Origin of the sequence: Streptomyces sp. NPDC014676, assembly GCF_043084105.1 — a bacterium.
In the GTDB taxonomy this organism is placed as follows: domain Bacteria; phylum Actinomycetota; class Actinomycetes; order Streptomycetales; family Streptomycetaceae; genus Streptomyces.
The window spans coordinates 165,655-191,784 of record NZ_JBIBZI010000010.1 but is presented as its reverse complement, the minus strand read 5'-3'; the positions used below and the strand labels follow the sequence as shown (position 1 = coordinate 191,784).

Annotated in this window: 24 protein-coding genes and 1 pseudogene; 11 read left to right on the top strand and 14 right to left on the bottom strand. The window is 72.8% G+C overall.

From position 1 onward, the window contains the following. Positions 1–73: 73 nt before the first annotated feature. From ACF1DX_RS26615 to ACF1DX_RS26605, 3 genes are all read right to left on the bottom strand, one after another. On the bottom strand, positions 74–697 hold the full coding sequence (locus ACF1DX_RS26615) for a histidine phosphatase family protein (RefSeq protein ID WP_391793657.1): 624 nt from the start codon (positions 695–697) through the stop codon (positions 74–76). A gap of 153 nt (positions 698–850) precedes the next feature. Next, a complete protein-coding gene (locus ACF1DX_RS26610; protein ID WP_391793656.1) occupies positions 851–3,442 on the bottom strand; it encodes an MXAN_6230/SCO0854 family RING domain-containing protein in 2,592 nt (863 codons plus the stop codon). 1,058 nt (positions 3,443–4,500) lie between these two features. Then, the gene (locus ACF1DX_RS26605) at positions 4,501–5,745 is read right to left on the bottom strand and encodes an MFS transporter (protein WP_391793655.1); all 1,245 of its coding nucleotides are present in this window, start codon (positions 5,743–5,745) and stop codon (positions 4,501–4,503) included. 132 nt (positions 5,746–5,877) lie between these two features. Between ACF1DX_RS26605 and ACF1DX_RS26600 the strand changes: the two genes are divergently transcribed. After that, positions 5,878–6,813: a LysR family transcriptional regulator gene (locus ACF1DX_RS26600; protein WP_391793654.1), complete on the top strand. Its 936-nt coding sequence runs from the start codon at positions 5,878–5,880 to the stop codon at positions 6,811–6,813. A gap of 104 nt (positions 6,814–6,917) precedes the next feature. Here the strand turns inward: ACF1DX_RS26600 and ACF1DX_RS26595 are convergent, their stop codons facing one another. Continuing rightward, the gene (locus ACF1DX_RS26595) at positions 6,918–7,211 is read right to left on the bottom strand and encodes a hypothetical protein (protein ID WP_391793653.1); all 294 of its coding nucleotides are present in this window, start codon (positions 7,209–7,211) and stop codon (positions 6,918–6,920) included. A gap of 109 nt (positions 7,212–7,320) precedes the next feature. On the opposite strand from ACF1DX_RS26595, the gene ACF1DX_RS26590 reads away from it, so the two are divergent. The 3 genes and pseudogenes from ACF1DX_RS26590 to ACF1DX_RS26580 all read left to right on the top strand — a co-directional run bounded on the left by ACF1DX_RS26590 (position 7,321) and on the right by ACF1DX_RS26580 (position 9,396). Then, positions 7,321–7,854 (top strand): hypothetical protein, encoded by a 534-nt coding sequence (locus tag ACF1DX_RS26590; RefSeq protein ID WP_391793769.1) that lies wholly within the window; start codon positions 7,321–7,323, stop codon positions 7,852–7,854. A 413-nt stretch (positions 7,855–8,267) separates the two neighbouring features. Beyond that, a pseudogene (locus ACF1DX_RS26585) lies at positions 8,268–8,909 on the top strand (GAF domain-containing protein); the annotation flags it as partial. A 55-nt stretch (positions 8,910–8,964) separates the two neighbouring features. Then, positions 8,965–9,396 (top strand): hypothetical protein, encoded by a 432-nt coding sequence (locus tag ACF1DX_RS26580; RefSeq protein WP_391793652.1) that lies wholly within the window; start codon positions 8,965–8,967, stop codon positions 9,394–9,396. A 315-nt stretch (positions 9,397–9,711) separates the two neighbouring features. On the opposite strand, the gene ACF1DX_RS26575 is transcribed toward ACF1DX_RS26580, so the two are convergent. After that, positions 9,712–11,091 (bottom strand): DEAD/DEAH box helicase, encoded by a 1,380-nt coding sequence (locus ACF1DX_RS26575; protein ID WP_391793768.1) that lies wholly within the window; start codon positions 11,089–11,091, stop codon positions 9,712–9,714. A 564-nt stretch (positions 11,092–11,655) separates the two neighbouring features. Then, positions 11,656–12,594 carry an SDR family oxidoreductase gene (locus tag ACF1DX_RS26570; RefSeq protein ID WP_391793651.1) on the bottom strand — a complete coding sequence of 313 codons (939 nt, stop codon included), beginning with the start codon at positions 12,592–12,594 and terminating at the stop codon, positions 11,656–11,658. A 241-nt stretch (positions 12,595–12,835) separates the two neighbouring features. Between ACF1DX_RS26570 and ACF1DX_RS26565 the strand changes: the two genes are divergently transcribed. Further along, positions 12,836–13,678, top strand: coding sequence for a helix-turn-helix transcriptional regulator (locus ACF1DX_RS26565; protein ID WP_391793650.1), 843 nt, complete (start codon positions 12,836–12,838; stop codon positions 13,676–13,678). Positions 13,679–14,101: 423 nt separating this feature from the next. On the opposite strand, the gene ACF1DX_RS26560 is transcribed toward ACF1DX_RS26565, so the two are convergent. Beyond that, positions 14,102–15,061, bottom strand: coding sequence for a DUF1152 domain-containing protein (locus ACF1DX_RS26560; protein ID WP_391793649.1), 960 nt, complete (start codon positions 15,059–15,061; stop codon positions 14,102–14,104). Positions 15,062–15,152: 91 nt separating this feature from the next. Here ACF1DX_RS26560 and ACF1DX_RS26555 point away from each other — a divergent pair, with 91 nt between their 5' ends. Then, positions 15,153–15,383 (top strand): hypothetical protein, encoded by a 231-nt coding sequence (locus ACF1DX_RS26555; protein WP_391793648.1) that lies wholly within the window; start codon positions 15,153–15,155, stop codon positions 15,381–15,383. Positions 15,384–15,462: 79 nt separating this feature from the next. On the opposite strand, the gene ACF1DX_RS26550 is transcribed toward ACF1DX_RS26555, so the two are convergent. Both ACF1DX_RS26550 and ACF1DX_RS26545 read right to left on the bottom strand, forming a co-directional pair. Beyond that, positions 15,463–16,815 (bottom strand): APC family permease, encoded by a 1,353-nt coding sequence (locus ACF1DX_RS26550; protein ID WP_391793647.1) that lies wholly within the window; start codon positions 16,813–16,815, stop codon positions 15,463–15,465. After that, positions 16,812–17,720, bottom strand: coding sequence for a carbon-nitrogen hydrolase family protein (locus ACF1DX_RS26545; RefSeq protein ID WP_391793646.1), 909 nt, complete (start codon positions 17,718–17,720; stop codon positions 16,812–16,814). Before ACF1DX_RS26545 ends, ACF1DX_RS26550 begins: the two co-directional genes overlap by 4 nt. Positions 17,721–17,831: 111 nt before the next feature. On the opposite strand from ACF1DX_RS26545, the gene ACF1DX_RS26540 reads away from it, so the two are divergent. Further along, the gene (locus ACF1DX_RS26540; protein ID WP_391793645.1) at positions 17,832–18,461 is read left to right on the top strand and encodes a TetR/AcrR family transcriptional regulator; all 630 of its coding nucleotides are present in this window, start codon (positions 17,832–17,834) and stop codon (positions 18,459–18,461) included. 364 nt (positions 18,462–18,825) lie between these two features. Here ACF1DX_RS26540 and ACF1DX_RS26535 read toward each other — a convergent pair whose 3' ends face one another. Continuing rightward, positions 18,826–19,695, bottom strand: a complete 870-nt coding sequence (locus ACF1DX_RS26535; protein ID WP_391793644.1) for a hypothetical protein — start codon at positions 19,693–19,695, stop codon at positions 18,826–18,828. Between the two features lie 219 nt (positions 19,696–19,914). On the opposite strand from ACF1DX_RS26535, the gene ACF1DX_RS26530 reads away from it, so the two are divergent. Next, on the top strand, positions 19,915–20,211 hold the full coding sequence (locus tag ACF1DX_RS26530) for a GlsB/YeaQ/YmgE family stress response membrane protein (protein WP_391793643.1): 297 nt from the start codon (positions 19,915–19,917) through the stop codon (positions 20,209–20,211). Positions 20,212–20,322: 111 nt separating this feature from the next. Here ACF1DX_RS26530 and ACF1DX_RS26525 read toward each other — a convergent pair whose 3' ends face one another. Further along, positions 20,323–21,111: an MBL fold metallo-hydrolase gene (locus ACF1DX_RS26525; RefSeq protein WP_391793642.1), complete on the bottom strand. Its 789-nt coding sequence runs from the start codon at positions 21,109–21,111 to the stop codon at positions 20,323–20,325. Between the two features lie 96 nt (positions 21,112–21,207). Here ACF1DX_RS26525 and ACF1DX_RS26520 point away from each other — a divergent pair, with 96 nt between their 5' ends. Beyond that, complete coding sequence (locus ACF1DX_RS26520; protein ID WP_391793641.1) at positions 21,208–21,804, top strand: CGNR zinc finger domain-containing protein; 597 nt, start codon at positions 21,208–21,210, stop codon at positions 21,802–21,804. Positions 21,805–22,019: 215 nt separating this feature from the next. On the opposite strand, the gene ACF1DX_RS26515 is transcribed toward ACF1DX_RS26520, so the two are convergent. After that, on the bottom strand, positions 22,020–22,886 hold the full coding sequence (locus tag ACF1DX_RS26515; RefSeq protein ID WP_391793640.1) for an endonuclease/exonuclease/phosphatase family protein: 867 nt from the start codon (positions 22,884–22,886) through the stop codon (positions 22,020–22,022). A 444-nt stretch (positions 22,887–23,330) separates the two neighbouring features. Between ACF1DX_RS26515 and ACF1DX_RS26510 the strand changes: the two genes are divergently transcribed. After that, positions 23,331–24,206: a PhzF family phenazine biosynthesis isomerase gene (locus ACF1DX_RS26510; protein WP_391793639.1), complete on the top strand. Its 876-nt coding sequence runs from the start codon at positions 23,331–23,333 to the stop codon at positions 24,204–24,206. 229 nt (positions 24,207–24,435) lie between these two features. Here the strand turns inward: ACF1DX_RS26510 and ACF1DX_RS26505 are convergent, their stop codons facing one another. Both ACF1DX_RS26505 and ACF1DX_RS26500 read right to left on the bottom strand, forming a co-directional pair. Then, the gene (locus tag ACF1DX_RS26505; RefSeq protein ID WP_179167568.1) at positions 24,436–24,603 is read right to left on the bottom strand and encodes a hypothetical protein; all 168 of its coding nucleotides are present in this window, start codon (positions 24,601–24,603) and stop codon (positions 24,436–24,438) included. Positions 24,604–25,059: 456 nt separating this feature from the next. Beyond that, on the bottom strand, positions 25,060–25,302 hold the full coding sequence (locus tag ACF1DX_RS26500) for a hypothetical protein (protein ID WP_391793638.1): 243 nt from the start codon (positions 25,300–25,302) through the stop codon (positions 25,060–25,062). A 171-nt stretch (positions 25,303–25,473) separates the two neighbouring features. On the opposite strand from ACF1DX_RS26500, the gene ACF1DX_RS26495 reads away from it, so the two are divergent. Further along, positions 25,474–26,118 (top strand): hypothetical protein, encoded by a 645-nt coding sequence (locus ACF1DX_RS26495; protein WP_391793637.1) that lies wholly within the window; start codon positions 25,474–25,476, stop codon positions 26,116–26,118. The last annotated feature ends 12 nt before the right edge of the window (positions 26,119–26,130 follow it).

Sequence of the window (26,130 nt, the reverse complement as noted above, 5' to 3'; positions counted from 1 at the left end):
CAGCCGGACAGGGCCGTCGGCCATGCGGCAGGGAAGCCGGCCTTGAGGCGCGACAACGCCCTGCCGGTGGCCTTCAGATGTGCAGCTCGGGGGGAAAGCCCGTCCAGCGCAGCTCGGTGGGCAGATGCCGCATGTCGTTGGAGAGGAGGACGGAGGCGGGCCGGCCGGGCGCGTAGCGGATGACCGTGAGTGCCGCGTTGCAGTGGTCGAGGCCGAGCCACCGCCACCTCGGCGCGTGCATGGCGTCCCGGACGAGCCAGGCGACCAGGAAGTTGTGGGTGACGACCAGTTCGTGCCGGTCCTCTTCACCGTCCGCCGCCCCGGTGAACAGTTCCAGCGCCCTGCGGGCCAGCCCGGGTCCGTGCTTCCGCTCCTCGTCGTCGGCACCGGCGAGGAAGCGGAGGTGGAAGTCCGCTGACTCGGCCGGGAGTTCGGCCCTTTCCGGTATGTGGGGCACGTAGTCACCGGCGACTTCCGAGACGTGCAGGGGGACGCTCTTCAGTTGGTCGCCGATCAGGCGTGCGGTCTGCTCCGCCCGCGGCAGGGGGCCGTGGTGGACAGCGGTGAGGGGGACGTCCCGGAGGCGCCGGCCGAGCAGGGTGGCCTGCCGTCGGCCGGCCTCCGTCAAACCGCTCTCGTCCGGTGACGCCTCGCCGTGCCGGACGAGATAGAGGTAGCGGGTGGCGGTGCCGGTCATCTCAAGCTCCTTCGGACCTGCAGGCGATCTTGCGCATCGACGGACGCTGTCCCTCCGGGCGCTGGTTCCCTTCACGCTTCGAGGAGACCTGCCCCGGGAGCACGCCGCCGTCGGCGGACCACCCGGTCGTGCGTCCCCGGCCTCGGCGCCGGTTCACCCGAGTTCGGCGACCAGGTCGCCGGCCGTCACGCGGGCCAGGGTCTCCGAGGCGTCTCCGGGACCGGGGAACAGCCGGTAGAGGGTGCCCGATGCCCGCGCCGGCCCGACGCCGCCGTGGACCGTCGCCAGGAACACCCGCTTGCCGGAGGCGAGTTCGGCCGCCGCCGTGTCGGGGTCGGGGTGCCGGCGATGTTCCTCGCTGTCCTCCGCCGAAGACACCCTGGTGGCGAACGCGGCCACGTCCTCGTCCGGACGCCGCCGGTACCGCAGCAGTACGGGCTCCGGTTCCCGGGACATCACGGCCACCTCGGCGGAGCGCGCAGCCGCTCGCCAGACCGCGAGGTCCCACAGGGTGGTCCGGCTGCCGGAGCCGAACTGCTCCCACAGGTCCCGGGCCACCGCGGCCAGCGCGCCACCGCCGTGCGAGCCGATGCTCTGGAAGCCGCCCGTCGACGGCAGATGGGTGTCCGTCCACAGCGCCCGGCGGCGGCCCAGGTCCACGATCATCGGCAGGCACACCTGCGAGTCGCCCGCCAGGTCGAAGCGCTGACGGACCGTGCGCGGATCGTAGGACGCGTCCCGCGGGCCGTGTGCGGGCAGCGCCATGAAGCCCGCGAAGGCGTCCGGCAACTCCTCGAACGGCACGTTGTTGTAGCTGAAGACCAGCGGGACGGCATAGACGTCCCCCCGTTCCGCCAGCCGCTCCAGGTCCAGGTCCACGTACTCGGTGGCGCCCCGCGGCGCGGGGGCGGACGTGAGGTCGCCGGAGTGGACCGCGGCGTCCGCGCCGTACACCAGGTCGGTGTAGTCGCACAGTCCGGTGAACCGCCACTCGGCGTCGAAGAACGCGACGGAGAGGTCCAGGTCCGTGCGGTTGCCCTGGGGTTCGGTCCAGTGCAGGAACAGCCGCAGCACCGCGCCCTCGGGCAGGGTCTGCGTGCTGCCCCGGGGGACCGCCACCAGGGCCTTCGCGGTGGACCGCTCGGTGAACGGCACGGTGAGGTCGGCCAGGCCGGCATCCAGCACCGACAGCTCGTACGGCTCCCCGGCGGCGAACCGGCGCAGCACCTCCGCCCGCAGCAGCGTGATCGCCTCCGTCACCAGCCCGGAGGGCAGTGGAGTCCGCCGCTCCGGAACAGTCAGGGCCCGGGTGACCTCCCCGCGCGGGAAGAACACGCGGCGGCGGCCGGTGCGGTCCTCGGTACGCGTCCGCAGCGCTCCGAGCGCCGACAGCAGCGGGCCCGGACCCACCTTCGGCAGCCCGCGCAGGAGGGCTTTCTCGAGTTCGGGTTCGAGGGTGTCGGCGGTGTGCAGGCGGAGCAGCAGGTCCAGGCGGCGGACCAGTTCGCCGGGGCGCTCCCCGGCGAGAGCCGCGGCCCTGCCCGCGTCGCCCTCGGCCACCGCCTGTTCCAGCCGCCCGGCCCAGGTGGCCGGGCGGATCCGGGTGCCGTCCACGCGGACGGCGTCCGGGTGCGCGGCGGCCGTCTCCAGCAGGGCGGCACCGAACGCGGTACCGGGATCCACCGGGGTGCCGCGCAGGACCGCGAAGGCGAGGGCGGCGCGCGGATGCCGGGCGTGCCGCTCGAAGGGGTGCAGGACCTCCGCGGCCCGCTTCCACTCCGTGGGGTGCCGCAGCACGTCCTCCACGAGGTAAGGCGTCGGCAAGTCGTCGAGGACCGAGAGCAGTTCGCGGCGCAGTGGGCGTGGCGGGCTCGTGAACCGCGACGGCGTCACCAGTCCCGCGTCACCGCCGGAGAGCACGGCGAGCAGCCGCAGCACGTCGGTGGCGGTGGTGAGCCGCTCGGCCAGCAGTTTTCGTGGTGGCAGGCCGTCCGGTGCCTCGCGCACCAGCGCGCCCAGCACCATCGCCTTGGTCTCCCGGACCGGGATGTCCTGGGGCAGCAGGCCCTGGCCGGCCGGGGTGAGGGGCAGCAGCGTCAGCAGGTCGTCGCGGTCCTGCGGGGAGAGCGGGGTCCGGCGGGTCAGCAGGGCGTCGACCACGGCGGTGGCGTCGGCGGCCCGGTCCGTGCCCAGGCGCAGCAGCCGCAGGGGGCCGGGCACCGGTGCCTTGGCGGCGCCGACGGCGCGGACCGGCCGCAGGAAGGGGTCGTCGGCGTCGATACGGCGGTGGCACACCGGGCAGCCCGCGTAGTCGGACCCGTCCCAGCACAGCCGGCACACCAGGTGCGCGCAGGGCGAGACGGGGAACACCGTGCGTGCCTCGCCGCACAGCACGCAGGGCTGTTCCGGCTGTTGCAGCAGATAGGCGAAGACCCGGTCCACGTACAGCGCCTCGGTGTTCCGCGGCACGGTGCGCGGGAACCGGCGGAAGAGCGGGACGTGGGTGCGGTCGGAGCCGAGCAGGTCGTCGGTCAGCCCGACCAGGCGGGTGTGCGCGACGGCCAGTTCCTCGGAGCTCAGCGAGTCGAGCGCCGCGTGCAGTCGGGGAGAGAGGACGTGGCCGCGGCCGAGCAGTTCGGCCTCGAGCCGGCGCAGTGCCGGTCCTGTTCCGCCGCCGGGCGCGAACGCCCCCTCCACGTACACGGTCTGGATACGGCGCAGCAGTACGGACTCGGCAGCGAGCAACAGGGGAACCCTCCACGACGACCAGGACAGAGGAACGGGGGCGGAGAGTGGGCGCGCTGGGTCTTTTTGCAGAAGGTGAGAAGGATGCGCGTCAGGGAGCCGCCCCCGTTGCACCCGATCCCATCACATGCCTGCGCGGCCGCCAAACGAATAAACGGTCCCCCAGGTGTGAGCGCCGGGCAACCGTGCGCCGCTTCCCGTACCGGTCCTTCGGCGGTGTCAGCGGGAGCGCCCGCGGCGCCGGCCGGTTCGGGATCGAAGCCTTCGTCGTAGGCGCAGTTGGAGAACTTGTGGTCGAGGAGCGGGCCGCCCTCCGATGTCCGGCGCGGCTGGATGCGCCGGTCCGTGGCCGGATCACCGGTGTCGCGGAGCCGCAGCGGGATGTCGATCCGGGATCCGATGGCGGCGTGCGTCGTGTCCGGCACCTTGCCGACGACCAGGTTCGGGACGCCGACGACCGCCTTCGCCGTCGCGGTGGCACCGGTCGCGTGCCCGGCGGTGACGGTGTACTCGGTCGTGCCGGTGTCGCCGAGTGCCGCGCCCGTGGCCGCGCGCAGGGTGAAGTCGGCCGACCGGATCTGCGTGGATGCCTTGCCGACGCAGGTGAAGACCTGCCCGTCGGTCTCGCACCTCGGGTCGTCGGCCGAGACGCCCGCGATGCCCGCCAGGTCACGCGCGTCTCGTTGGTGGGGAGGGGAACCTGCGCCCCCGCCGTCCCAGGACATCCGGCTCACATGGGCCGACTGTGCCGCCGGTCCCACGTCGATCTGCTCGCCGGCACTGATCGTCGCGTACGCCTGCGTCGGCAGAGGGGACGGATCGGCGGCCGCAGCGGTCGCACCGGGTGCCAGGGCGAGCACCACGGCAGCCGGCACTGCCCCGGACGTCGTGCGCTCGGGCTTCATGCGTGTTCGATGCACGCGGTGCCCCGAAGGCTGCCGCAGACGCGCCTGTTTCCCTGGGCGCGGCTGCGGGAGTCGTCGGCCCCTCCGACGTCGGCTCGGCCCGCGCCCCGGCCGGCCGGCGCAACCCGATCGTGTAAGGGGTTCGGCGGTCCGTCAGGCTCGGTTCCGTGCCGGCTTCGGCTCGGCGGGAAGGGCTTCCTCGCGGCGGCGGAGCAGCAGCGGGGTCGCCAGCAGGAGCGCACCGGCCAGTCCGACGGCCGTGCGCGGACCGAGCAGGCTGCCCAGCACGCCCCACAGGGCCGTCAGAAGTGCGGTCGTGGCCTTGGTCGTCACCGCCCAGGCGGTCAGTGTGCGGGTGACCCGGTCGGTCACGATGCGGTGGAGGCGGTAAGTGGCGTGGACGGGGTTGAAGACCCCGCAGCAGAGGATGAGCCCGAACTCGACGCCGATCACCAGCAGCAGTCCGCCGGTGCCCGGTCCCAGGAAGGCCAGGCCGATGGGCCAGACGGCACGCAGCGACCCGGCCGCGACCAGGACCCGGTGCTGCCCGAACCGGGTGACGAGCGGCCGGGCCAGCCGTGATCCGAGCAGCCCGCCGATCGAGGGAGCGGCGAAGGCGAGGCCGTACTGCCACGGTGCGAACCCCAGTTGTCCGAGCATCTGGACGGCCAGCAGCGGTTGGACGGCCATCACCAGGCCGTTGAACAGGACGGTGTTGAAGAACAGGGGACGCAGGGCCGTGTCGGAGAGGATGTACCGCCAGCCGTCGAGCAGATCCCCTGCGCGCACGCGTGCGGCCTTCCGGCGCTCGGGCCGCGGCTCGTGCCCGCCCGTCGCGCGGATGCCCAGAGCCGAGAGCAGGTGGCTGACCGCGTCGGCCACCACCGTCGCCACCGGACCGAGCAGCCCGATCGCCGCACCGCCCAGCGGCGGCCCGACGATCGTGATCGTCCAGGCCGTGGACTCGAACCGGGCGTTGGCGACGAGCAGGTCCTCGGCCGGCAGCAGGTTCTTCAGGTACGCGCCGGAGGCCGCGCGGAAGGTGATGTCGGCCGCCGCGACGACGACCGAGACCAGCAGGAGCTGAAGGAAGGTGAGCGCGCCGAGCGCGAACGCGGCGGGGACCGTCAGCAGCGCCGCGAACCGCATCAGGTCCATCGCGATCAGCACCTGCCGCTTGCGGCGGAACTCCGTCCACGGGCCGAGCGGCACGGCCACGGCCGCGCCCACCGCGGCCCCCACGGAGGACAGCGCGGCGACCTCGGCCGGTCCGGCGTGCAGTACCTGGACGGCGATCAGAGGGAACGCGCCGAAGGCGAGCCATGTGCCGAGCGCGCTGGTCCCGTACGCTGCCCAGAACCATCCGAACCGCCGCCCCAGCCGGTGCCCGCTCCTCATGCCCGATCCCCCTGCCCTTCACCCGCACAACCGATCCGCGATCGGGAGTATCCAAGCGAGGGCTGTAGCCAGGGATCAAACAACCGGAGGAGCACGGGCCACAACCACCAGTTGTAACCTTAGGGTGTCGGCGTGGACCTCGACGCCGTACGGACCTTCGTCGCCGCCGCGGACGCGGGGCGGTTCCAGGAGGCCGCCGCCGAGCTGGCGGTCACCCAGCAGGCCGTGTCCAAGCGCATCGCCGCGCTGGAACGCGACCTCGGCGTGCGGCTGTTCATCCGCACCGCCCGCGGCGCCCGGCTCAGCATCGACGGGCAGGCGTTCCTGCTCCACGCACGCGAACTGCTGCGCGTCGCCGAGCGCGCGCGGGCGTCCGTGCGCCCCGGCCACCGTCCGCTGCGCGTCGACGTGATCGCCTCGCGCAGCGCGCCGTCGGGCCTGATGCGCGCCTTCCACCGGGCCCGTCCCGAGATCGACCTCGACGTGGTGTGGCTGTTCGACATCGAGACGGCCGTCGCCGCCCTCCGGTCCGGAACGATCGACGCGTCCTTCCGTGCCGTCGCCATGCCCGGCCGGCCCCTTCCCGAGGACATCGAGTCGGTCCGGGTGCTCGACGAGCCGCTCCAGCTCCTCACCGGTCCCGCCCACGCACTGGCGGGCGCCCGGTCGGTGACCGTCGCGCAGCTCGCCGGGCACCGGATCTGGATGCCCGGCATCGTCCCCGGGACCGAGTGGGCCGCCTACTACGACGACCTCGTCGCCGAGTTCGGCCTCACCATCGAAGCCACCGGCCCCAATTTCGGCTCCGACGCGCTCCTCGACACCGTCGCCGACACCCCGGCCCTCGCCACCCTCATGAGCGAGGGGACCCGCCTCGTCTGGCCCGCCGGCCACGACCTGCGCCGCATCCCGGTCACCGACCCGACCCCCGTCTACCCGCACTCGCTCCTGTGGCACCGCGACAACCCCCACCCCGCGCTGGCCGTGCTCCGCGCCCATCTCGCCGCCGCGCCGGCGGGCCACGACGCCGCCGGGACCTGGACACCCGGCTGGGCGACACCGCGCTGAACGCCGTCGCGTCCACCGAACCCGCGCCCGGTGCGAAAAGAACGCACCATGGGAAGCGGACGCGGGCGCGGCCTGTGGGCCGAGCGGCTGTTCCGGCGTTCCGCTCAGGGCCGGGAGGTGGCGACCCTGACCCCGAACCCGATCAGGACGACACCTGTGACGCGGTCCATGGCGCGTCGTACGGCAGGCTTCTCGAAGAAGGTACGAGCCCTGGCCGGCACCAGCACGTAGCCGCCGAGCCGGACGAGCAGTCCCGCCGTGATGCCGCCGACGGTGCGCGGGCCGCCCTGCCGGCCGGACGTGACGGCCCGCTTCGTCACCACCGCCATGTCCGGGCCGGGAACCACGGTGGTCAGGACAGCGAGCACACCCATGGCCGCGAGGAGCTGAACGAGCACGGGTTCAGTCTCACACGCGGGATCACCGGCGGTTTCCGGGGGACGGCCTCGTGGAACGATCACGCCGCGTTCCATGTCCCCGGCGAAGGCGAAGACGAAGGCGATGGCGATGCGTCACCGTGCTCACCGCTTCCACCGACCGGCCACCCCGCGGCGGGCGACATCGCGGCGGCCGTCGGAGACGACGCTGTTCAGCGGCGTCTACGGGCTGGTCCTGGCCAGTGCGCTGGCGGCCGCGCTCGATTCTCCCGGCGAGGCGGACGACCCCGGCTCCGACGCGCTGTGGGTCCTGCTCACCGCCCTCGCCTCCGCGGCCGCCCACGGCTACGCCCATGTCGTCGCACACCGGTTGTCGGCGGACGGCGGCGGTGCCCGGGCCGGGCTGCGCGCCATGCTCGCCGAGTGGCCCGTCGTCGTGGCGGCTGTCCCCACCGTCGCACTGCTGCTGACCGCGGTGCCCTCCTGGTGGACGGAGACCAGGGCGGTGAACACCGCCCTGGTACTCAACACCCTGCTGCTCGCCGTCTGGGGCGCGTGGACAGCCCGCGGCGCGGGCCGTGGATGGACGGCTTCGCTCCGGGCCGGGATCACCGACATGCTGATCGGCCTGGTGATCATCGTGGCGAACGCCCTGATCAAGTAACGGACGCCCTTGCCGTCGCCCTCGCCCTGCCCGGCCCCCGTCCGGGGGATCCCGGCGCACCGGCGGTACTCCCGTTCAGGACTGCGGTCGCTTCCCGTGGTTCGCCGCGTGGTTGCGGCGCGACTTCTTCTTGCGGCGCCTCTTCGAGGACATGCGCGTCTCCCTGGTGACATACAGCCGTGAGACCACGTCTCACCCGGCGGTTCCCGGACCGGCGAACGGCGACGGCCCGTCCGGCAAGTGTTCCTCGCGGCACCGGGCACCGCCACTCGTACGCCGGCCGGCCGGGTCGCCGGAGCCGGGGACCGCCGTGCCGGCGGCGACGGGCAGGGACCGCCCTCGTCGACACGGTTGTCGCCCCGCGTGCGCCGGGCGACGATGTCCCCCAGCGCATCGCCCCGCGGGAGGCCATGGTGACCGATCCCTGGGTGGCCCTGGAGCCAGGAGCCGACCCTGCCGAGCGCGTACGTGTGCTGCACCGGGCGCACGATGCCTTCACCGAGGCCGGTACGGTGCCGCGCCCGGTGCGCGGCGTGGTCGCCGAGTCGTGGCGGCGCTCGGCGCGCGCCGGGGTGCACCCGGACGGCACCGCCGACATCGAACTGACGGGCAGCGACCTCGGGGCCTGCCGGGCCGAGCACCCGCTGGCGCGTGTGATGCCGCTGTTCCGGGAGTTGCTGGGCACGTTCGCCTCCGACGGCCGGCACCTGCTGGCGGTGTGCGACGCGCACGGCAGGCTGCTGTGGGTCGAGGGGCACACGTCGACGCTGCGGCAGGCGCGGCGGATGAACTTCGTGCCGGGCGCCCGGTGGTCGGAGAGCGCGGTCGGGACGAACGCGCCGGGCACGGCGGTCGCCGTGGGCCGTCCGGTCCAGGTGTTCGCGGCCGAGCACTTCGTGCGGCGCGTACAGCCGTGGACGTGCGCGGCGGCCCCGGTCCACGACCCCCGCACCGGGCGGCTGCTCGGTGCCGTGGACATCACCGGCGGGGACGGCCTCGCGCATCCGCACAGCCTGGGGTTCGTACAGGCCGTGGCACGTGCGGCGGAGTCCCGGCAGGAGCGGGCCGCGATCCGCGTCGGTGGCACCGGCGGTCGGGCATGATGCCGTGGTGAGCACCATCGTCGAGTTCTTCATGGCGCCGGATGACGCGTCCGCCGCTCTGGCCCTTCGAACCGGCCCGAGACGTGCCGAGTCGCTCTCCTTCGGCAACTTCGATGCCGAAGAGGCCGTGGTCGAGTGGGAATGCCTTCTCGTGGGTGGCGGTTTCGAGGAACTCGTCGAAGCCGGCGAGCCGTGCATCGTCGCCGGCCGGGACGATGCCGGGTGCGTCGTCTTCGCTGTCTCGCCCCGGCTGTCCGCCGCACTCGCCGACGCCGAGCGGTCCCGGTTGCGGGATGTCGCTGTCGCGTGGGCCGCGCGGCGTGCGGAGGACGGCGAGGTGATCGGCACGGAGATCGCCGAAGTGATCCTGGGAGATCTGGCCGCTCTCGTCGGCGACGCCCGGTGCCAGGGCCAGGGTGTCTACTGCTGGGTCGCGTAGGGCTTCGGGTTCGGCGCCGGATCGTGACGGACGTGGCGGTGGCGGGGAACGGAACCGGATGCGCGATCGGCGTGCCGGCCGGCTTTCCGGTCGTCCCCGGGTCTCCGACCGGCTCGGACGGCCATCCCGCTCAGAGCGGTCTCCACCGCGCGTACCCGGTCGGGAGGCTCCGCGAGTTCCTTGGCGGCGACGGCCACGAGGCACGCGGGTGCCTCACCGTCCGGCAACGCGCTCACCTGTCCGGGTCCGGTGGGTCGCTTCGCGGCGGTGTCGCTCGTGGACGAGGACACCACCCGGCGGTCCGGGCGGCCGGAGTCAGCCGCCGCGCCGGACCCGGGCCGCCTTGCGGGCCTCCGCGAGCTTGCGGGCCTCGCTGCTCTTGCGGGACGGCCTGCCACCGGAGCCGCTCTTCGCGTCCTTGGCGCTGCCCAGGCCGCGGAACGGGACGTTGTGGTTCTTGGGGCGCGCCACGGCCGGCCCGCCGTCGAGGGACTCCCCGGAGGGGGCCCTGGCGCCGGTGATCCGGCTCAGCTCCGCCTCGCCGGACCGCACCTTGGTGACCTTGGGGGCGACGCCGGCGTCCGCCATGACCTGGCTCGTCTCGCGGCGCTGTCCCGACAGGACGAGCGTCACGACGGTGCCGGAGCGGCCGGCCCGCGCCGTGCGGCCCGCGCGGTGCAGATAGTCCTTCGGGTCGGTGGCCGGGTCGACGTTGACCACGAGGTCGAGGTCGTCGACGTGCAGGCCCCGTGCGGCGACGTTCGTCGCCACCAGCGCGGTGACCTGCCCGTTCCTGAACCGGTCCAGGGTCCGGGTGCGCTGCGGCTGGGACTTCCCGCTGTGCAGGGCGGCGGCGGCCACGCCGCTGGCCCGCAGATGCCGTGTGAGCTGGTCGACGCCGTGCCTGGTGTCCAGGAAGAGCAGGGCGCGGCCGTCCCGGGCGGCGATCTCCGTGGTCACGGCGTACCGGTCCGGGCCGTGCACGACGAGGACGTGGTGCTCGATCGCGGAGAGCGCGCCGGACGAGGGGTCCACGGAGTGGACGGCGGGGTCGCGCAGGTAGCGCCGCACCAGTTGGTCGACGTCACGGTCGAGGGTGGCGGAGAACAGCATCCGCTGCCCGTCGGGGCGCACCTGGTCCAGGATCCCGGTGACCTGCGGCAGGAACCCCATGTCACACATCTGGTCGGCCTCGTCCAGGACCAGGATGCGCACACGCCCCAGCCGGCAGCCCCCGCGTTCGACGAGGTCGTGCAGCCGGCCGGGCGTGGCGACGACGATCTCGGCGCCGTCCCGCAGCGCGGCGGTCTGCCGTCCGACGGACACTCCGCCCACCACGGTCGCGAGCCGCAGTCGCAGCGCCTCGGCGTACGGGGTGAGCGCCTCGCCGACCTGCTGCGCCAGCTCCCTGGTGGGCACCAGAACGAGCGCCAGCGGCTCTTTCGGCTGCGCGCGCCGCCCTGCCGTCCGGGCGAGCATCCCCAGGCCGAAGGCGAGCGTCTTGCCGGATCCCGTACGGCCCCGGCCCAGGACGTCCCGTCCCGCGAGCGCGTTCGGCAGCGCGGCGGCCTGGATGGGGAAGGGCACGGTCACACCGTGCTCGTCGAGCACCCGCAGAACCTCGGCCGGCAGCCCCAGCCGTGCGAAGGACGTCACCGTGGGCAGCCCCGGAGCGGCCCCTGACGCCTCGGGCACACGGTCCTGCCGCCGGACATCGGTACGTGCTGATTCGCTCACAGAAAGCCTTCCTCCGAGGGACCGTACCGAGGAAGGCCCGGCAGGACGCCGTCACCGGCCAGGGGCACCGGCACAGCGACACCGCAAACAATCAACACTAGCACGGAGCACGCCGCGGGCTTCCCATGACCTCCCCGGCGCGCCGCGGATCCGGCAGCCTCCGCGCGACGCGGAAGAACTCCGGACGCTGCCGGCCGGCACACCGGGCCGCGGGACAAGGTCCGAGCCATGCGGAACCTCACGCCGGCCGTACGCGTGACGCACGTTCCTGACCTCCGCCGCTCCCCCGGGCTCGTAGGCCGTGCCGCACGCTCCCCGCCGACCACGCGCCGTCACGGCGGGGCCAGGTATCGCACGGGGGCGGAAACGCGGCTGGAGCCGCCGGCCGGCCCGCATGAGTGAAGGGCGCGTCGTCGACACGGCCGGGAGCCGGCCCGGGATGCGACGGGAACGTCGTCGACGAGGACCGGACCGGGTCAGTAGCCGTCGGCGCGGGCTCCGCTGTGGACCGGTCGTTCGCCGTCACGCGCAGCGCACCCCGGACAGTTCCTCGGACCGTTCCCAGATCCGACGGGCGTCGTCCGTGCCGCGCAGACGGCTGTAGAGCCTCTGCTGCGCGGGCGGGCCGCCCAGGTGGCCCGGGCCGCCGGGGCCGTAGAACGCTCCGCGTTCGGCGTGCGGCGACGTGGCCGCGTACAGCGCGGACAGTGGTGCGGTGCGGATCGTGCCGAGGAGGACGCCCCGGGCGGACAGGGCGCGGATGACGCGTACGCCCAGGGTGTCCTTCCCGCGGCCCATTTCGGGGCGGGCGGCGAGCAGGTTCGTGGGGGCGACGCCCGGGTGGGACAGGTTGCTGGTGATGCCCCAGTCACCGGCCGCGCTGCGGCGGTCGAGTTCCAGGGCGAAGAGCCCGAGGGCGATCTTCGACTGGCTGTAGGCGCGCATGCCGCCGTAGGAGCGTTCCCAGTTGAGGTCGTCCCAGTTGATGGCGTTCCGGTTCGCCGCGACGCTGATCTGCGAGGTCACGCGCGCCCGGCCGGCCCGCAGCAGGGGCAGCAGGTGGGCGACGAGGGCGAAGTGGCCGAGGTGGTTGGTGCCGAATTGCAGCTCGAATCCGTCCGCTGTCGTCCGGCGCTCGGGCGGTGTCATGACGCCGGCGTTGTTGACGAGCAGGTGGATCGGGCGGTCCTCCGCCAGCAGGGTCCTGCCCAGCGCGGCCACGGAGGTGAGCGCGGACAGGTCCAGTGCGCGCGGTGACACGTCCGCGTCGGGGACCTGCGCACGGATCGCGGCGAGCGCCGCCTCGCCCTTGTGCGGGTTGCGGACCGGCAGGAGCACCTCCGCGCCGGCGGCCGCGAGGCGGGTGGCGATGCCGAGTCCGATGCCGTCGCTCGCTCCGGTGACGACCGCGCGCTTGCCGGACAGATCGGGGACGGTGATGTCGGTGTCGGTGCGTGCCATGGGTTCGCTCCCTCGTGGTGTCGGTGCTTCCACCGTGACCGAATCCGCCGGCGCGGTGCAGGGCCTGCCGATCCCCTGATCGCGAGGCCGGGGATACGGCGGCCTTCCGCGGTTTCCGCGGGTCGGCGCCTGGTGTCGAGCAGGCTGTGGCCCTCTTGGGCAGCGGAGAGGGGGATCGACGATCCGTGGCTGCGCCGCCGCGACGGCGATAGAAAGGGAAACGGCACGAAGGAGAGGACCCATGGAGATCGATCGGGCCGGGCTGGCCGCCTTCCTCCGGCGTCGGCGGGAACTGCTGCAGCCCGAGGACGTCGGACTCCCGCGGGGACAGCGCCGCAGGACCAGCGGCCTGCGCCGCGAGGAGGTGGCGGCGTTGTGCCACATGTCGACCGACTACTACGCGCGGCTGGAACGGGAACGCGGACCGCAGCCCTCGGAACAGATGATCGCCTCGATCGCGCAGGGCCTGCGTCTTTCCCTCGACGAGCGTGACCATCTGTTCCGTCTGGGCGGACACAACCCACCCGTCCGCGGCACGGCCGGCGAGCACATCGGCCCCGGCCTGCTGCGCATCCTCGACCGTCTGGCCGACACCCCCGCCGAGATCGTCACCGAACTCGGGGAGACCTTGCGCCAGACCCCGCTCGGTGTGGCCCTGACCGGCGACACCACCCGGTTCACCGGACCGGAACGCAGCATCGGCTACCGCTGGTTCACCCTCCCGGCCACCCGCGCGCTGTACGCACCGCGGGACCACGACCTGCTCTCCCGCATGTTCACGTCCGGACTGCGCCAGATCGCCACACTGAGAGGCCCGGACTCCCGCGCGGCCCACTACGCCGAGCTCCTCCTGGGGCGCAGCGAGGAGTTCCGGAGGCTGTGGGACACGCACGAGGTGGGCGTCCGCCCCGGCCAGGTCAAACGCTTCCTCCACCCCGAGGTCGGGCCCCTGGAGCTGAACTGCCAGTTCCTCCTCGACCCCGACCAGTCGCACCACCTCCTCGTCTACACCGCCTCCCCCGGCTCCGAGAGCTACGACAAGCTGCGCCTGCTCTCCGTCATCGGCACCCAGACCGTCGGCTGACCGCACCGCGGACGCGCACCCGCGTCCCAGCTCCGGCCGGCGGTTCCGGGGCGTTCCCGGGCCGGCCGGCGCGGTCGGGGTCCGCCGTCGAAGCGGGGTGGCCACGTCGTGGCCGGGGTGAAGTCGTCGGTCATGACCGGGCCGCCGGTGGTGAGCGGGCGAGCGGGGTCCGCGGTTCCGTCGCCCTTGGCCCGGCCCCCGCCGTCGGGCCCGCGGGAGAACGCGAAGCCGTGCGTACCCGCCGCATCGACGGCCTGCCGGACCGGCGCAGGCAGTGTGTCGTCGTCCCGGCAGGCGTCGGTTCCCCGAAGAGACATGCCGCGTCATTGGCTGCGGCACCGTCCCGTCGGGGCCTCGCGCGGCCGCACCTCCGTGCCGGACTTCTCCGCGTCCTCCGGAGGCCGTCCGCGGCCGGTCCGGTCGCTAGTGGGGGAAGGTGCGGGGCGGGCGGGTCACCGTGGATTCGCGGAACTCCGCGATCCGGGAGTGGACTTGGCGCATCAGGTAGGTGTCCTCGATGCGGTCCAGATAGAGGCACCGGACAGCCAGGCCCGGCAGGTCGAAGGCGAAGTACAGGGACATCAGCGGGTTCACGAACAACTCGCTGCCCCGCGTGCGGTCGGTGAACCGGACGTCGCCGAACGAGCCGCGCACGGCTGCCGCGATCGAGCCGTTCACGATGCTGGGGTGCTCGGGGGTGTGGTGCTGGGCGTGCGCCACCGCGTCCAGGTACAGGGCGCCTTCGCGGGTGGCGCGTGGTATCGAGAACGCGCCGAGGTACGCGCCGTCGCGCTCCAGGGCGGCGATGTTCTCCAGGACCTGTACGTGGTTCACGCCGTGGTAGGCGTCCACGCCGAACCCGACGGACACCACGACCCGGTTCGGTATGCCGTCCAGCGCGGCGAGCGCCGCCACGCTGGCCAGGTCCTCCTCCGGTGTGCCGAGACCGGCCTCGTCACCGCGCAACAGGATGTCGGTGCCGCCGTCGACCAGCACCACGGCGTCGATGCCGTGCAGTTCGGTCAGTGCCTGGTAAGCGGCGCGCAGCGGGCGTACGCCGGTCTGCGGGAAGGCGTACACGGTGGGCGGGTAGCCGTGCCGGCGCAGCCACTGGGCGAGGGTCCGCTCCGGGAAGTAGCTCTGGTGCGGGGCGGAGTCGGGAGTGATGACGGCGAGGTCGTCAGCGGCCCAGTCGTCGGCTGGAAGACCGGCGAGCGCGCTGAAGGAGAGGTTCGCGAGGTGCACCTCCTTCCCTTGGTGCAGGAGGGAGAGGGCCACCGGCAGGCCGGAGTAGATGTCGAAACCGCCGCCCGCGCCCGCGACCAGGATCCGTTCGGAATCGGCGAGCCGGGCGAAGAGCGGGTTGGTGTGGAGGGACGTCACGACGGTCATTGTCACCCGGCGCCCCTCGGACCCGGGGCGTCGCCTCATATTCCGTGACGCCCCGTGTCCGGGCGTGCCACCATGCCGTTCCATGACGCCACGCGACCCGGAGGACGGGATACGGGAACTCCTCCACGAACTCTGTGTCGACCTCGGCTTCTGCCTCCCGCCCCACGAGCAGCAGCGTCTGCGGGAGGCACCGCCCGCCGACGCGGACAGCTTCGCCGACGCCGTGTTCGCCGCCGAGGGAATGAACCCCGGTCATCACACGCGGCTGTGGCACCAGGTACGGGAAAGAATCGACCGGCGCCTGCACGGATGAGGAAACCCCGGGGCAGGCGGACACGCGAAGGGACTCCGTACGCCCCGCGCGGCCACGGACGCCGCGCGGGGCCGTCCTGTCAGTGCGAGGCCGTGGCGGAGTCCTCGGAGTCGGGCCGGAGTTCGGGTGTGGGGCGGCGGAAGCCCTTGGTGATGACGGCGAGGTAGACGACACCGATGGCGAGCCAGAGCAGTCCCAGTTCGGTCGCGGTGGAGCCGAGTTGGGTGATCAGGTAGACGTCGACGGCCGCACCGGCCAGGGGGAGGAGCACGAAGCCGAGCAGTGAGGGGCGGTTCCCGGAGCGCCATTGCCGTACGGCGTGGGCGATGACGCAGATGTTGACCAGGGTGAAACCGAGGAACGCGCCGAAGTTGATGAACGAGGTGGCGTCGGCCAGGGACAGGTTCATCGCGAGCAGCGCGACCGCGGCCACGATGAGGACGTTCGGCACCGGGGTGAGCAGCTTGGCGTGCAGACGTCCGAAGACGGGGCGGGGAAGGACGTTGTCACGGCCCATGACGAACATCAGGCGGCTGGTACTGGCCTGGATGGCCACGCAGGAGGCGAAGCCGCCGAGCATGGTGACGGTGTTCGCGACGTCGGCGAAGCCCTGGCCGCCGACGAGCGTGAAGACGGCGTAGCCGGCCGAGGACTCGTCGGCGAAGGTGCCGCCGGGGTGGGCCCACTGCATCACGAAGGAGAGCGCCACGAAGATCACGCCTCCTGCCAGTACGGTGAGGACGATGCCGCGCGGGATGGTCCGCCGGGGGTCCCGCGCCTCCTCGCTGAGGGTGCTGACGGCGTCGAAGCCGAGGAAGGCGTAGGCGGCGACGGCCGCGGCCGCGGTGATCGCGGACATGCTGGTGGAGCTGTTCCAGAGGGCGTGTCCGGCCGCCGCGGCCCCGCCGTGGCCGAAGCCGTGGCGGACGCAGAGCACGGCCAGGACCAGCAGGCAGCCGGTGACGGCGATCAGCAACGTCTTGTTGACCTTGTCGGCGACCTTGAGGCCGATGACGTTGACGGCGGTGGCCGCCACGATGTTGATCACCAGCCAGAGCCACTGCGGTACCGACGGGTACTGCGCGTGCAGGTAGATCGACTGCACCAGGAAGGCCACCATGGGCAGGAACAGGTAGTCCAGGAGCATCGCCCAGCCGGCCAGGAAGCCGAACCGCGAGTCGAGCATGCGCCGCGCGTAGGTGTAGACGGATCCCGAGGACGGGATGATCCGGGCCATCCTGGCGTAGCTGAGGCCGGTCAGCAGCATCGCACCGGTCGCGACGAGGTACGCGGCGGGGGCGGCACCGTGGCTGGTCGCGGCGATGACGCCGAAGGTGGAGGTGACGACGGCCGGGGCCATGTAGGCGAGGCCGAACAGGACGATGGACAGGAGACCGAGGTTGCCTCTCATCCGGGTGGGCTGACCGGTCATGGTGTGCTCTCTCCAGGGGCGGGGGCGGAGCCGGGGCGGGTACGGCCGCTCCAGGTGGCGGGGTCGATACGGCCCTGGTAGAGGGGCAGGGCGAGCGGGCTGTCATCGGGCCGGAACTGCTGCCAGGGACGGTTCAGGGCCGCGGTGCCGAACTGCCGGATGTTACTCACCTCGTCGAGGTCGACGACATCGGTGAGGGACGTGTCGCCGTCGTCCGGAGCCTGCGAGCGGACGGTGCCGGAGGGGTCGACCAGCAGGCTGCGCCCGGTGCCCACGGGGGCCGCGCAGTTCACGCTGGCGGTGAAGACCTGGTTGACGATGGAGTTGGCCCGGGCGAGGACGATCTCCTGGGCCCGGTCGCTGGTGCCGGTCTCGACGAAGTTGAGCACCAGCTCCGCCCCCATCCACGCGAGGTGGCGGGTCGTCTCGGGAAACCACGCGTCGTAGCAGATCGACAGGCCGATACGGCCGACGCCGGGCATGTCGAAGACGGTGAACCCGTCGCCGGGGACCGTGGTCTCGTAGGGCCGCCAGGGGAAGACCTTGCGGTAGGTGGCGACGCGCTCGCCGCGCGGGGAGTACACCACGGCGGTGTTGCGGATACGTCCGTCGTCACCGCGTTCGTAGACGCTGCCCGGGGCCAGCCACACCCCGAGGTCGGCGGCGATCCGCGCGAGCGCGGTGTCACGGGGGCCGTCCAGCGGTTCGGCGGTGGCCTCCGGCAGGTCCGCGGGATCCAGCGGGGAGCCGCTCGGGGCGCCGCACAGGTGCAGCTCGGGATAGACGACCAGCGGCTGTGCGGGCAGGCCCCGCGTGCGCCGGGCGACATCGGCGGCGAAGCCGTCCAGGTCGTCGGCGGGACGCCGGGCGGCCTGGGCCATCACAAGGGGAAGAGGACGCGACATGGAGCACCAGGTGTGTGAGCGGATTAATTAAACGAAATTTAGTTAACGAATCCGCCGGGGGTCAATGGGTGTGCGCCGGGAAAAGAGACCGCGTGTGCGAGCATGTGGACCATGCCCCGACCGAGGAACCAGGCGGAACGGCGTGCCCAGCTGATCGACGCGGCCGCACGGGCCGTCATCAGCACGGGGGCGACCGCCCTCAAGCTGCGGGACGTGGCCGCGGAAGCACAGGTCACTCCGGCCTCCGTGCTCTACTACTACTCCGACCTGCAGGAACTCTTCTCAGCGGTCTTCGAGCACGCTGCCGCGACCTACTTCGACACCCGCAAAGAGGCGATCACGGCGGCCGAGGGGCCGGTGGAACAGCTTCGGGCGTGCATCCACAGCGGAGTGCCGTGGCCGGGGGCGGGCGAGCGGAGCACCCGGCTGCTGTTCGAACTCTTCCCCGTCGCCCTGCGCAATGAGGCGGTCGGCCGGGCGCACCAGGTCTTCGTCGACCAGCAGACCGACCTGTACCGCCAGGTCCTCGCGCACGGCGAGGACGACGGACACTTCACGCTCACCGCCGCCCCCCGCGCGCTGGGCAGGTCCTTCGTCGCCCTGGAGGACGGCTACGCCATGGACCTGCTGATCGGCACCGCGACGGCGGCCGAGATCGAGACACGGCTCCTGGCCCACGCCCGCACGGTGACCGGCAACCCCGCCTTCGTCCGCCCCCCGGCCACCCACCGCACCCGCTGACGGCGTCCCCTCTCCCGCACCCGCACGGCGGTGACGCTCCCGCAGGCGTCCGCTCCCATCCGTCAGGACGTCCGCGAGGAGGGGAGCGAGCTGCCGCCCCGCCCGCGGGACGTCTCCGACGACCGTACGCCGGCGGGGAGAACGGAAGCCCGCGTACGCGGCGGAACGCACCTGCCGAGGTGCGGGGGCCCTGGGGCGGCATGACGGAGAACGCGCTGCGGCAGGGGTGCCGGTGACGGCTCCGGGCGGGAAGGCGGAGCAACGGCCCACCGGTCGCCCCGGGTTCCCTGTGCCCGTACGAGGACGTCGGCGGGTCAGGAGGTGAGACCCGCCCGGCCGTTCCCACCGGCCGGGTGTCCGCGGCTCAGCCCCGCTGCCGGCTCCGCTGGAGGGCCTTGTCCGTCAGGTCGGCCACCTGTCCGGCCGGCGGGGCCTCGGCGTCGGCCTCGGCGCCGAAGTCCGAGAACTCCATCACGGTGCTCATCTCGAGCTGTTGCGGCGCCGCGCCGCCGTCCGGCTTCGCGGAGGCGGAGGCCGGGGCCTTGACGGTCATGTCCACCTGCTGGCGACGGATCCGCCCCTCGTCGTCGAGCCAGACCTGCATCGGCAGCGTCGGGCCGAGCTGCTCGCGCATCCGGTCACCGCCCGGCAGCTCGTTCACGTCCACCGAGACCCGGTAACGGGTGGTGTCGACGCCGTCGACCTTCTCGGTGCCGACCTCTGTGACGTCCTTGTCGGTGATCGCTTCGGCATAGGCCGCGGTCCGGGCCGGGTCGCCGATCCGCGGGTCGTTCACGCCCTGTTGGGCGGCGGCCTTCCGCAGGTCGATCTTGGTCCAGGGCTTGCCGCCCGGGGCGTTCCGGCCCTGGGCCTTCTGGTACAGGACCTCGTCGACCACGCGCTGCTCGATGCTCTCGCCCTGCGCATTGACGGTCATGACGCTGTCGCCCTCGGCCAGATCGAGGACGCCCTTGCCGTCCGACGTGATCGTCTCGCCCTCCGCGGCGAGCCTCATCCTGATCGTCATCCGGGCCGACCCGGCTTCGGCCGTCTTCCCGTAGGCCGCTCGTACCGCTGTCGTGCTCCGGTCCTGGCTCCCGTCGCTCCTGCCGGCGCTCGACGACGCGCCGTCCTTCGCATCCGTCGACCCGCTGTCGTCCCCGCACCCCGTCAGCACACTCCCCATGACCGCGGCGACCGTGATCGCGGCCACCTTCGTCCCCCTGCGACGCATGTGGATCCCCTATCTCCTCGACGACTGCCGCTCGTCCACCGGACGACGGCGGACCGGCGACCCGTGTGCCCCTCGGAAAAGCGCGAAAACGCCCTTTTCCGGCGGAGGTTGGCGACGCGGGGCCTGATGCGAGCCGGTCACGCCGACCGCACACGAGTCGGTTAGGAGAAGCGATTCGGGGACACACGTACGGCGAACCGACTGCAAGGAGAGTGTGTGATGGGCATCATCGCGTGGATAGTCATCGGCCTGCTCGCCGGAGCGATCGCCAAGGCGCTCATGCCGGGCAAGGACCCGGGCGGAATCATCATCACCATGCTCATCGGTATCGCCGGAGGACTGCTCGGAGGATTCCTCGGCAAGGTGATCTTCGGGGTCGACTCGATCGACGGCTTCTTCGAGCTGTCCACCTGGATCGCGGCCATCGTCGGATCCGTCATCCTGCTGGCGCTGTACCGGCTGTTCACCGGCCGGGGGCACGGGCGTGGCCATGGTCGCGGGCACGCCCACGCATAACAGCCCGACGGCCGGCGCGACCCGCGCAGGGCGAACCGCCAGGACATGGGTGGGTGCCCCCCGTCCGAAGACGGGGGGCACCCACCCATGTCCTGGCGTGACCCGGCGGGTTCAGGCGCGCTGAACCCAGTTCTCGTCCAGCCGGTCGGCCAGGCCGGCGGCGGTGAAGGCGGCCTCCAGTTCGTCGCGGCCCTCGGTGAAGTGGGCCCAGCCGTCGTGGTGGACGGGGACGACCCGGCGGGCGCCGAGGATCCGTGCGGCTTCGGCTGCCTGGGCGCTGTCGAGGACGATCGGCCCACCGTCGAAGAGCATGGGGAAGCGGGGAGCCCCGGCGAAGAGAACGGCGACGTCCAACGGGGCGAAACGCCCGGCGATTTCCTTGACCGCGTCGAGGGATGCGTTGTCGCCGCTGACGTAGACCGTGGGCAGGCCGTCCCCGGTGAGCACGAAGCCGACGACCTGGCCGGTGACCGGCTCGACCTCCTCACGGAGGCCAGGACCGTGGACGGCGGGAACGCCGGTGACGGTGACCGTGCCTCCGTCGGGCCGGTTCAGGTCGACCGGCTCCCAGTCGGCCAGACCTCTGGCCGTGCCTCCCAGCCGCTGTGCACCGCCGGGGGTGGTGAGGGTGAGCGGGACGTCGGCGAGCATGGCGCGTCCGGACGTGTCGAGGTTGTCGGCGTGCTCGTCGTGCGAGAGCAGGACCACGTCGACGGGGCCGAGTTCGGCGGGGGTGGCGCCGGCGGGAGCGGTCTTGGTCAGGGTCGGGCCCGCCGAGGGGTGATCGCCGGGGCCGTCGAAGGTCGGATCGGTCAGAAAACGCAGGCCCCCGTACTCGAAGAAGGCGGTGGGGCCGCCCAATGTGCGGACCTGGATCTGCTCGGCGTCGTACGGGGACATGCGGATCACTCCTGGCTGGTCACGGATACAAGTCCATTTTTCCGTGACTCACGATAGGGAGACATCACGGAAAAACGCAAGCGTTACCATGAGCACGTGGAAGAGAACACGGTCGTCGACAGCACACCCACCGCGCTGCCCCCGGCTCCGGGCGCCGACCGGTACCGCTCGCTCGACTTCGCCGACACCACCGCGGCCCTCCCCGCCGGCCGGCGTTACGACCTGCTCGCCACCCCCGAGTCCGCCATGCGCTGGCTCGCCGCCCACGGCCTGACCGCCCCGGACGTCAAGCTGTACGAGGTGTGCGCACAGCGGATGCGTACGCTGCGCGGCCATGTGCGGGCCCTGTTCGCCGCCCGCGTCGACGGCACCGCCCCGCCCGAGCAGTCCCTGCGGGCCGTCAACGAGGCGCTCACCGCCGTACCCACCGCTCCCCTGCTCGCCTGGGACGGAGCGCGGGGACCGCGCCGCGTCCAGGCGCACCCCACCGACCAGGCCGTCGGCCACGCGCTGGCGGCCCTCGCCGCCGACGCCGCCGACCTGCTCACCGGCCGGGACGCCGGCCTGCTCGCAGCCTGCGGCTCCGCACCCTGCGACCGCTTCCTCGTCCGCACTCACGGGCGGCGCCACTGGTGCTCCACCCGCTGCGGCGACCGCGCCCGCGCCGCCCGCGCCCGGCGAACCCCGGAGTGACCGGCGACGCCCCCCACCCGCCGTCACCGCGAACGCGAGGCCGGGCTCAGGGCCCGGCACCAGGACGACGTCCCGGCCCTGCGGACCGAGCTCCACGACGACGTGGTCGACTCCCCGCGGGCCGGGGCGAGGGCGGGCCGTGACGGCCGGTCACACCCGGTTCCGAGGATCCGCGGCTCGGCCCATGCGAAGCCGGGGAAGGCGGCGGGAACGTACTAGGTCATGTCCACGTCGGTGTGCAGCATGTGGTGGTCCGAGTACGGGGTGGGCTCCACGCTGTGTCCGAGCGGGGTGACGCCCCGCAGGAAGACGTAGTCGAACTTGCTGTGCCAGTCGGTGGTCGTCTCGCAGGTGCCGGCGTACGAGGGCAGACACTGGGGATCCGTGTCCTCGGCCAGTGCCCAGATCGGGGAGAGTTCAGGAGCGTCCGGCACGGCGTTGAAGTCTCCGAGAACGATCGTGCGGTCGTGCCGGGCGATGACCTCGGCGAGTACACCGGCCTGGTCCGCCCTCACCTCTTCCTGACGTCGTTCGGCGAGGTGCGTGTTGAAGACCCGTACGGACCGGCCGCCCACCGTGGTGGTGACCGCCATGTACCCGCGGTCCTCGGATCCTCCGTCGGGGTACTCCGCATGGACGCGGTCCGTCATCGGTGCCGCCGAGAGGATCGCCTGGCCGAAGCCTCCCGGACTCCACGGAACTCCCCCGCAGCGGCCCCAGTTCCGCAGGACCGTCCCGTACTCGACGTGATACACCAGCCCGTAAAGGCGCCTCAGGTAGTCCCGGATCCTCTCGACGTCACGTACGCACGCTTCTTGCAGGCCGACGACCTGGGGCGCGTACGTCGCGATCTCCGCCGCCCGGTCCACGTTGCTCGTCTCGCAGGGGTTGCAGAGGTTCCACGTCATGACCCGGTTCGGCACGACGTCGCCGACGGCACCGTCGGGCAGTGGCCGGGCGAAGGGGACTCCGCTCGGCGCACTGGGCCCGAGGAGCACCATGCAGGCCACGATCGCGGCACCCGCGAGCAACCGCGCGCTCCCTCCGAGCACTGTCGCCTCCTCAAGGCACACACCTGGCATCCGACGCTTCCCCGCACGAGCTTATGGGACCGCCTCGCCCGCCGGACTCCCGGCCGGTGTGAAGGATCCTTCGACGAGGGTCCCGCCGCGTGGCGTGAGGTGGCCCCGCAGGACGCGGGCCCCGGATGCCCGGCGGACGCTCGGCCCGGCCGGGCCGGGGCAGCGGAACGAGAACGCCGATCCGGACGGACGGTCCGGCGGTCCGTCCGGCTTCGGACGGCGGCGCTCACAGCGCACTCCTGCGCCGGTGTCTCCCGTGTGACGATGCGGACCGCACGGTGGCGAGGCCCGGCGGTACTCGTTCGTCCCTTCCCGCCGCGGCGGGCGCGCCTGGGCCGTCATGCCGGACATCGCGTCCACCGCCACCGCCGGCGGGCAACCGCTTGTGCGCGAGCCGCCCCGCGTCCAGGAATAGCCGCGGGCTCGCGTCACGTTGCCGCGAGCATGACGACGAACGCGCCGCGGCCCGAAGTCCTGCGATACACCGCCTTCTCCAGCAGCCCCGACGGCGGGAACCCCGCCGGCGTCGTTCTGGACGCCGCCGCTCTGGACGACGGGGACATGCTGGCCATCGCCGCCGGCCTCGGGTACTCGGAGTCCGCGTTCCTCACCGCGCCCCCGAAGGACCTCGACGGTCCGCGGGGACGGACGTACGGCATCCGTTACTTCAGCCCCAAGGCCGAGGTGCCGTTCTGCGGACACGCCACCGTCGCGACCGCCGTCGCGCTCGCCGAGCGGACAGGCCCGGGGAAGCTGGTGTTCGCGACGCGGGCCGGCACCGTGCCGGTGGAGGTGACCGAGGAGGGCGGGACGGTCAGGGCCACGCTCACCAGCGTGGAGCCGCACGTCGAGGAGATCGCCGACGCCGGCCTCGCGGAGGCGCTCGCCGCCCTGGGCTGGCCGGCCGCCGATCTCGATCCGGCCTTCCCGCCCCGTATCGCGTTCGCCGGCGCCCGTCATCTCGTTCTCGCGGCGGCCACGCGCGCCCGCCTCGCGGATCTCTCGTACGACTTCGCGCGCCTCGAAGCCCTCATGCACCGCTTGGACCTGACCACCGTCCAGTTGGTGTGGCGGGAATCGGCCACCGTCTTCCACGTCCGTGACCCGTTCCCCGTCGGCGGCGTCGTCGAGGACCCGGCGACCGGCGCCGCGGCCGCCGCGTTCGGGGCGTACGCCCGCGAGCTCGGACTCGTCCCCGAGGACGCCGTTCTCACCCTGCACCAGGGCGAGGACCTGGGCCGTCCGGGCCGGCTCACGGTGACACTGCGCGCGGGTGACCCGCGCGTCCGGGTCGGCGGCACGGGGGTTCGCATCGGCTGAAAGGCCGTTCTCACACGCCGTTGCCGTCCGCGGTGGTGCGGCGGCCATGGGAAGCGCTTTTGCCTGTCCTGGGCGAGGTGTTGGCTGTTGACGCTTCCACCCACGCGCGGCGAGGACTCCTCCGTTTCCCGCTCCCGCCGTCGAGGCGCCCGGCCGGTGCGACCGGGGGCCGCGGCGGGCGGGACGGCGCGGGCCCGGTGACACCTGTACCGGACCCGCGCGGGACCGGTCAGCGCCGGCGGGACCAGCCGGTCCCGACTCCCGCCACGTGCAGGGCCAGGGCGGTCAGCCCCAGCAGCATGACGTTCACCGAAGAGAACACGTCGTTGGTGCCGATCTCCGCCGCGTTGATCAGGAACGCGATGAAGAAAAGCACCGCCGCGACCATACCGAGCATGAACGAGCTCCTCTCATAGGGATGAAGCCCGTATGCCCGCCCGTCACGCTCACAGACGCGCCGGCGGCCCCGGGCTTGCCGGCCGGCAGGCAGCCCCGTACGAGAACCCGGCCGGCCGGCCCCGGGACCCCACCCGTGCTGTCACTTCCGGCCGGGCCCGTGATCGTGAGAAGACACGGAACCGGCCCCGGCCCGGCGGTCGTCGAGGCCGGTGAGACCCGGCCCATGGGTCACCGGCCGGGCCGGGGACGAGCCGGCCGGTGGGGGTGCGCGATCCGGCCGCGTCCCCGTCACCGCCGCATCGCCCGCACGGGCACGGGCCGCCCGGCCGGGACACGGTGTCCCGGCCACCGGGCGACGCCCTCCCCGCCTCGGTGCGGCCGACGGACGCGACGGCACCGCCTTGGTCGTCGTTCGTCCGCGGATCCGCCCGCACCGGGCCTGCCGCCGTTCCCGTCAGGACCGCTCGAGCCGCGTGTCCGCCATGTCTCCCTGCCGGTCCGGCGAACGGCGCCTCCCGGCTTCCCAGAGGCACCAGGTCGACCACAGCAGCAGGACGAGGAAGACGGCGAGCAGGCCCAGCAACACCACGACCTGCCGTGCCGACCCGTGTTCCTGAACCAGGGTCAGCAACAGGCAGAGGGCCCAGGCGGCCACACCGCCCGCGTACAAGGCCCTGAGCTGTCGCAACTGACCCATCTCTTCCATCGTCGCCCTCCCGAGCCGCACCGTCACGCGTCACCCAGCCGGTACCCCCGTCCCGCGGCTTCACCGCACGCGATCGTGGTCGATCCGCGATCGGCTGTCGACGCGACCCGTCGTTGCCGGAGGGCGGACGGCGCGCCGTCGTACCGGTGGCAGAATCAGGCCATGGGCTTGAACATGGTCGTCGGTGTGCTCGTCGACGCCGAGGACGACCACGCCGACATGGTCCGCGCCGACTTCGCCGCGATCGGCGGGCTGCTGGAGCGTGCGGGACTGCCGCGGTGGGCCGAGCCCGGTCCGGCCGGGGCGAAGAGCGAGGAGTTCGAGGCGTGGGGCTACTCGGGCCTGCACACCGTTCGCCGTCTCGCCGTCCACCTCGCGGCGGGCGGGCGCCTGCCCGAGCCGTTGGGCGAGGGCTCGCGTGCGGTCGACGACCCGCTCCTGCGCGAGGTCTACGAGACTCCTCCCGGTGATCCTCCGGGACCGTTCGACCATCTCGTCCATCATTCGGACTGCGGGGGCTACTACGTCCCCGTCGACTTCGCCCACGTCGTCGTCGACGACGAGGCGCCGGGCGGCTGCCTCGGCTCGTCGGTACGGCTGCTCGCGGAAACCCGGCGGCTCGCCGAAGCCCTCGGTCTTCCCGAGGACCTGGATCCGCACTCCGAGGAGGTCTTCGAAGCCGCCGACGCCGAGGAGCCCGCCGCGGAAGGATGGCGGCGTCACGGTGTCGAGTCGTACGTCTGCCTGCAGCTCCTGCGGGCCGCGAAGGCCTCGGTCGCGACCGGAGCGGCCATCGCCTTCGTGTGAACCACGCCTCCG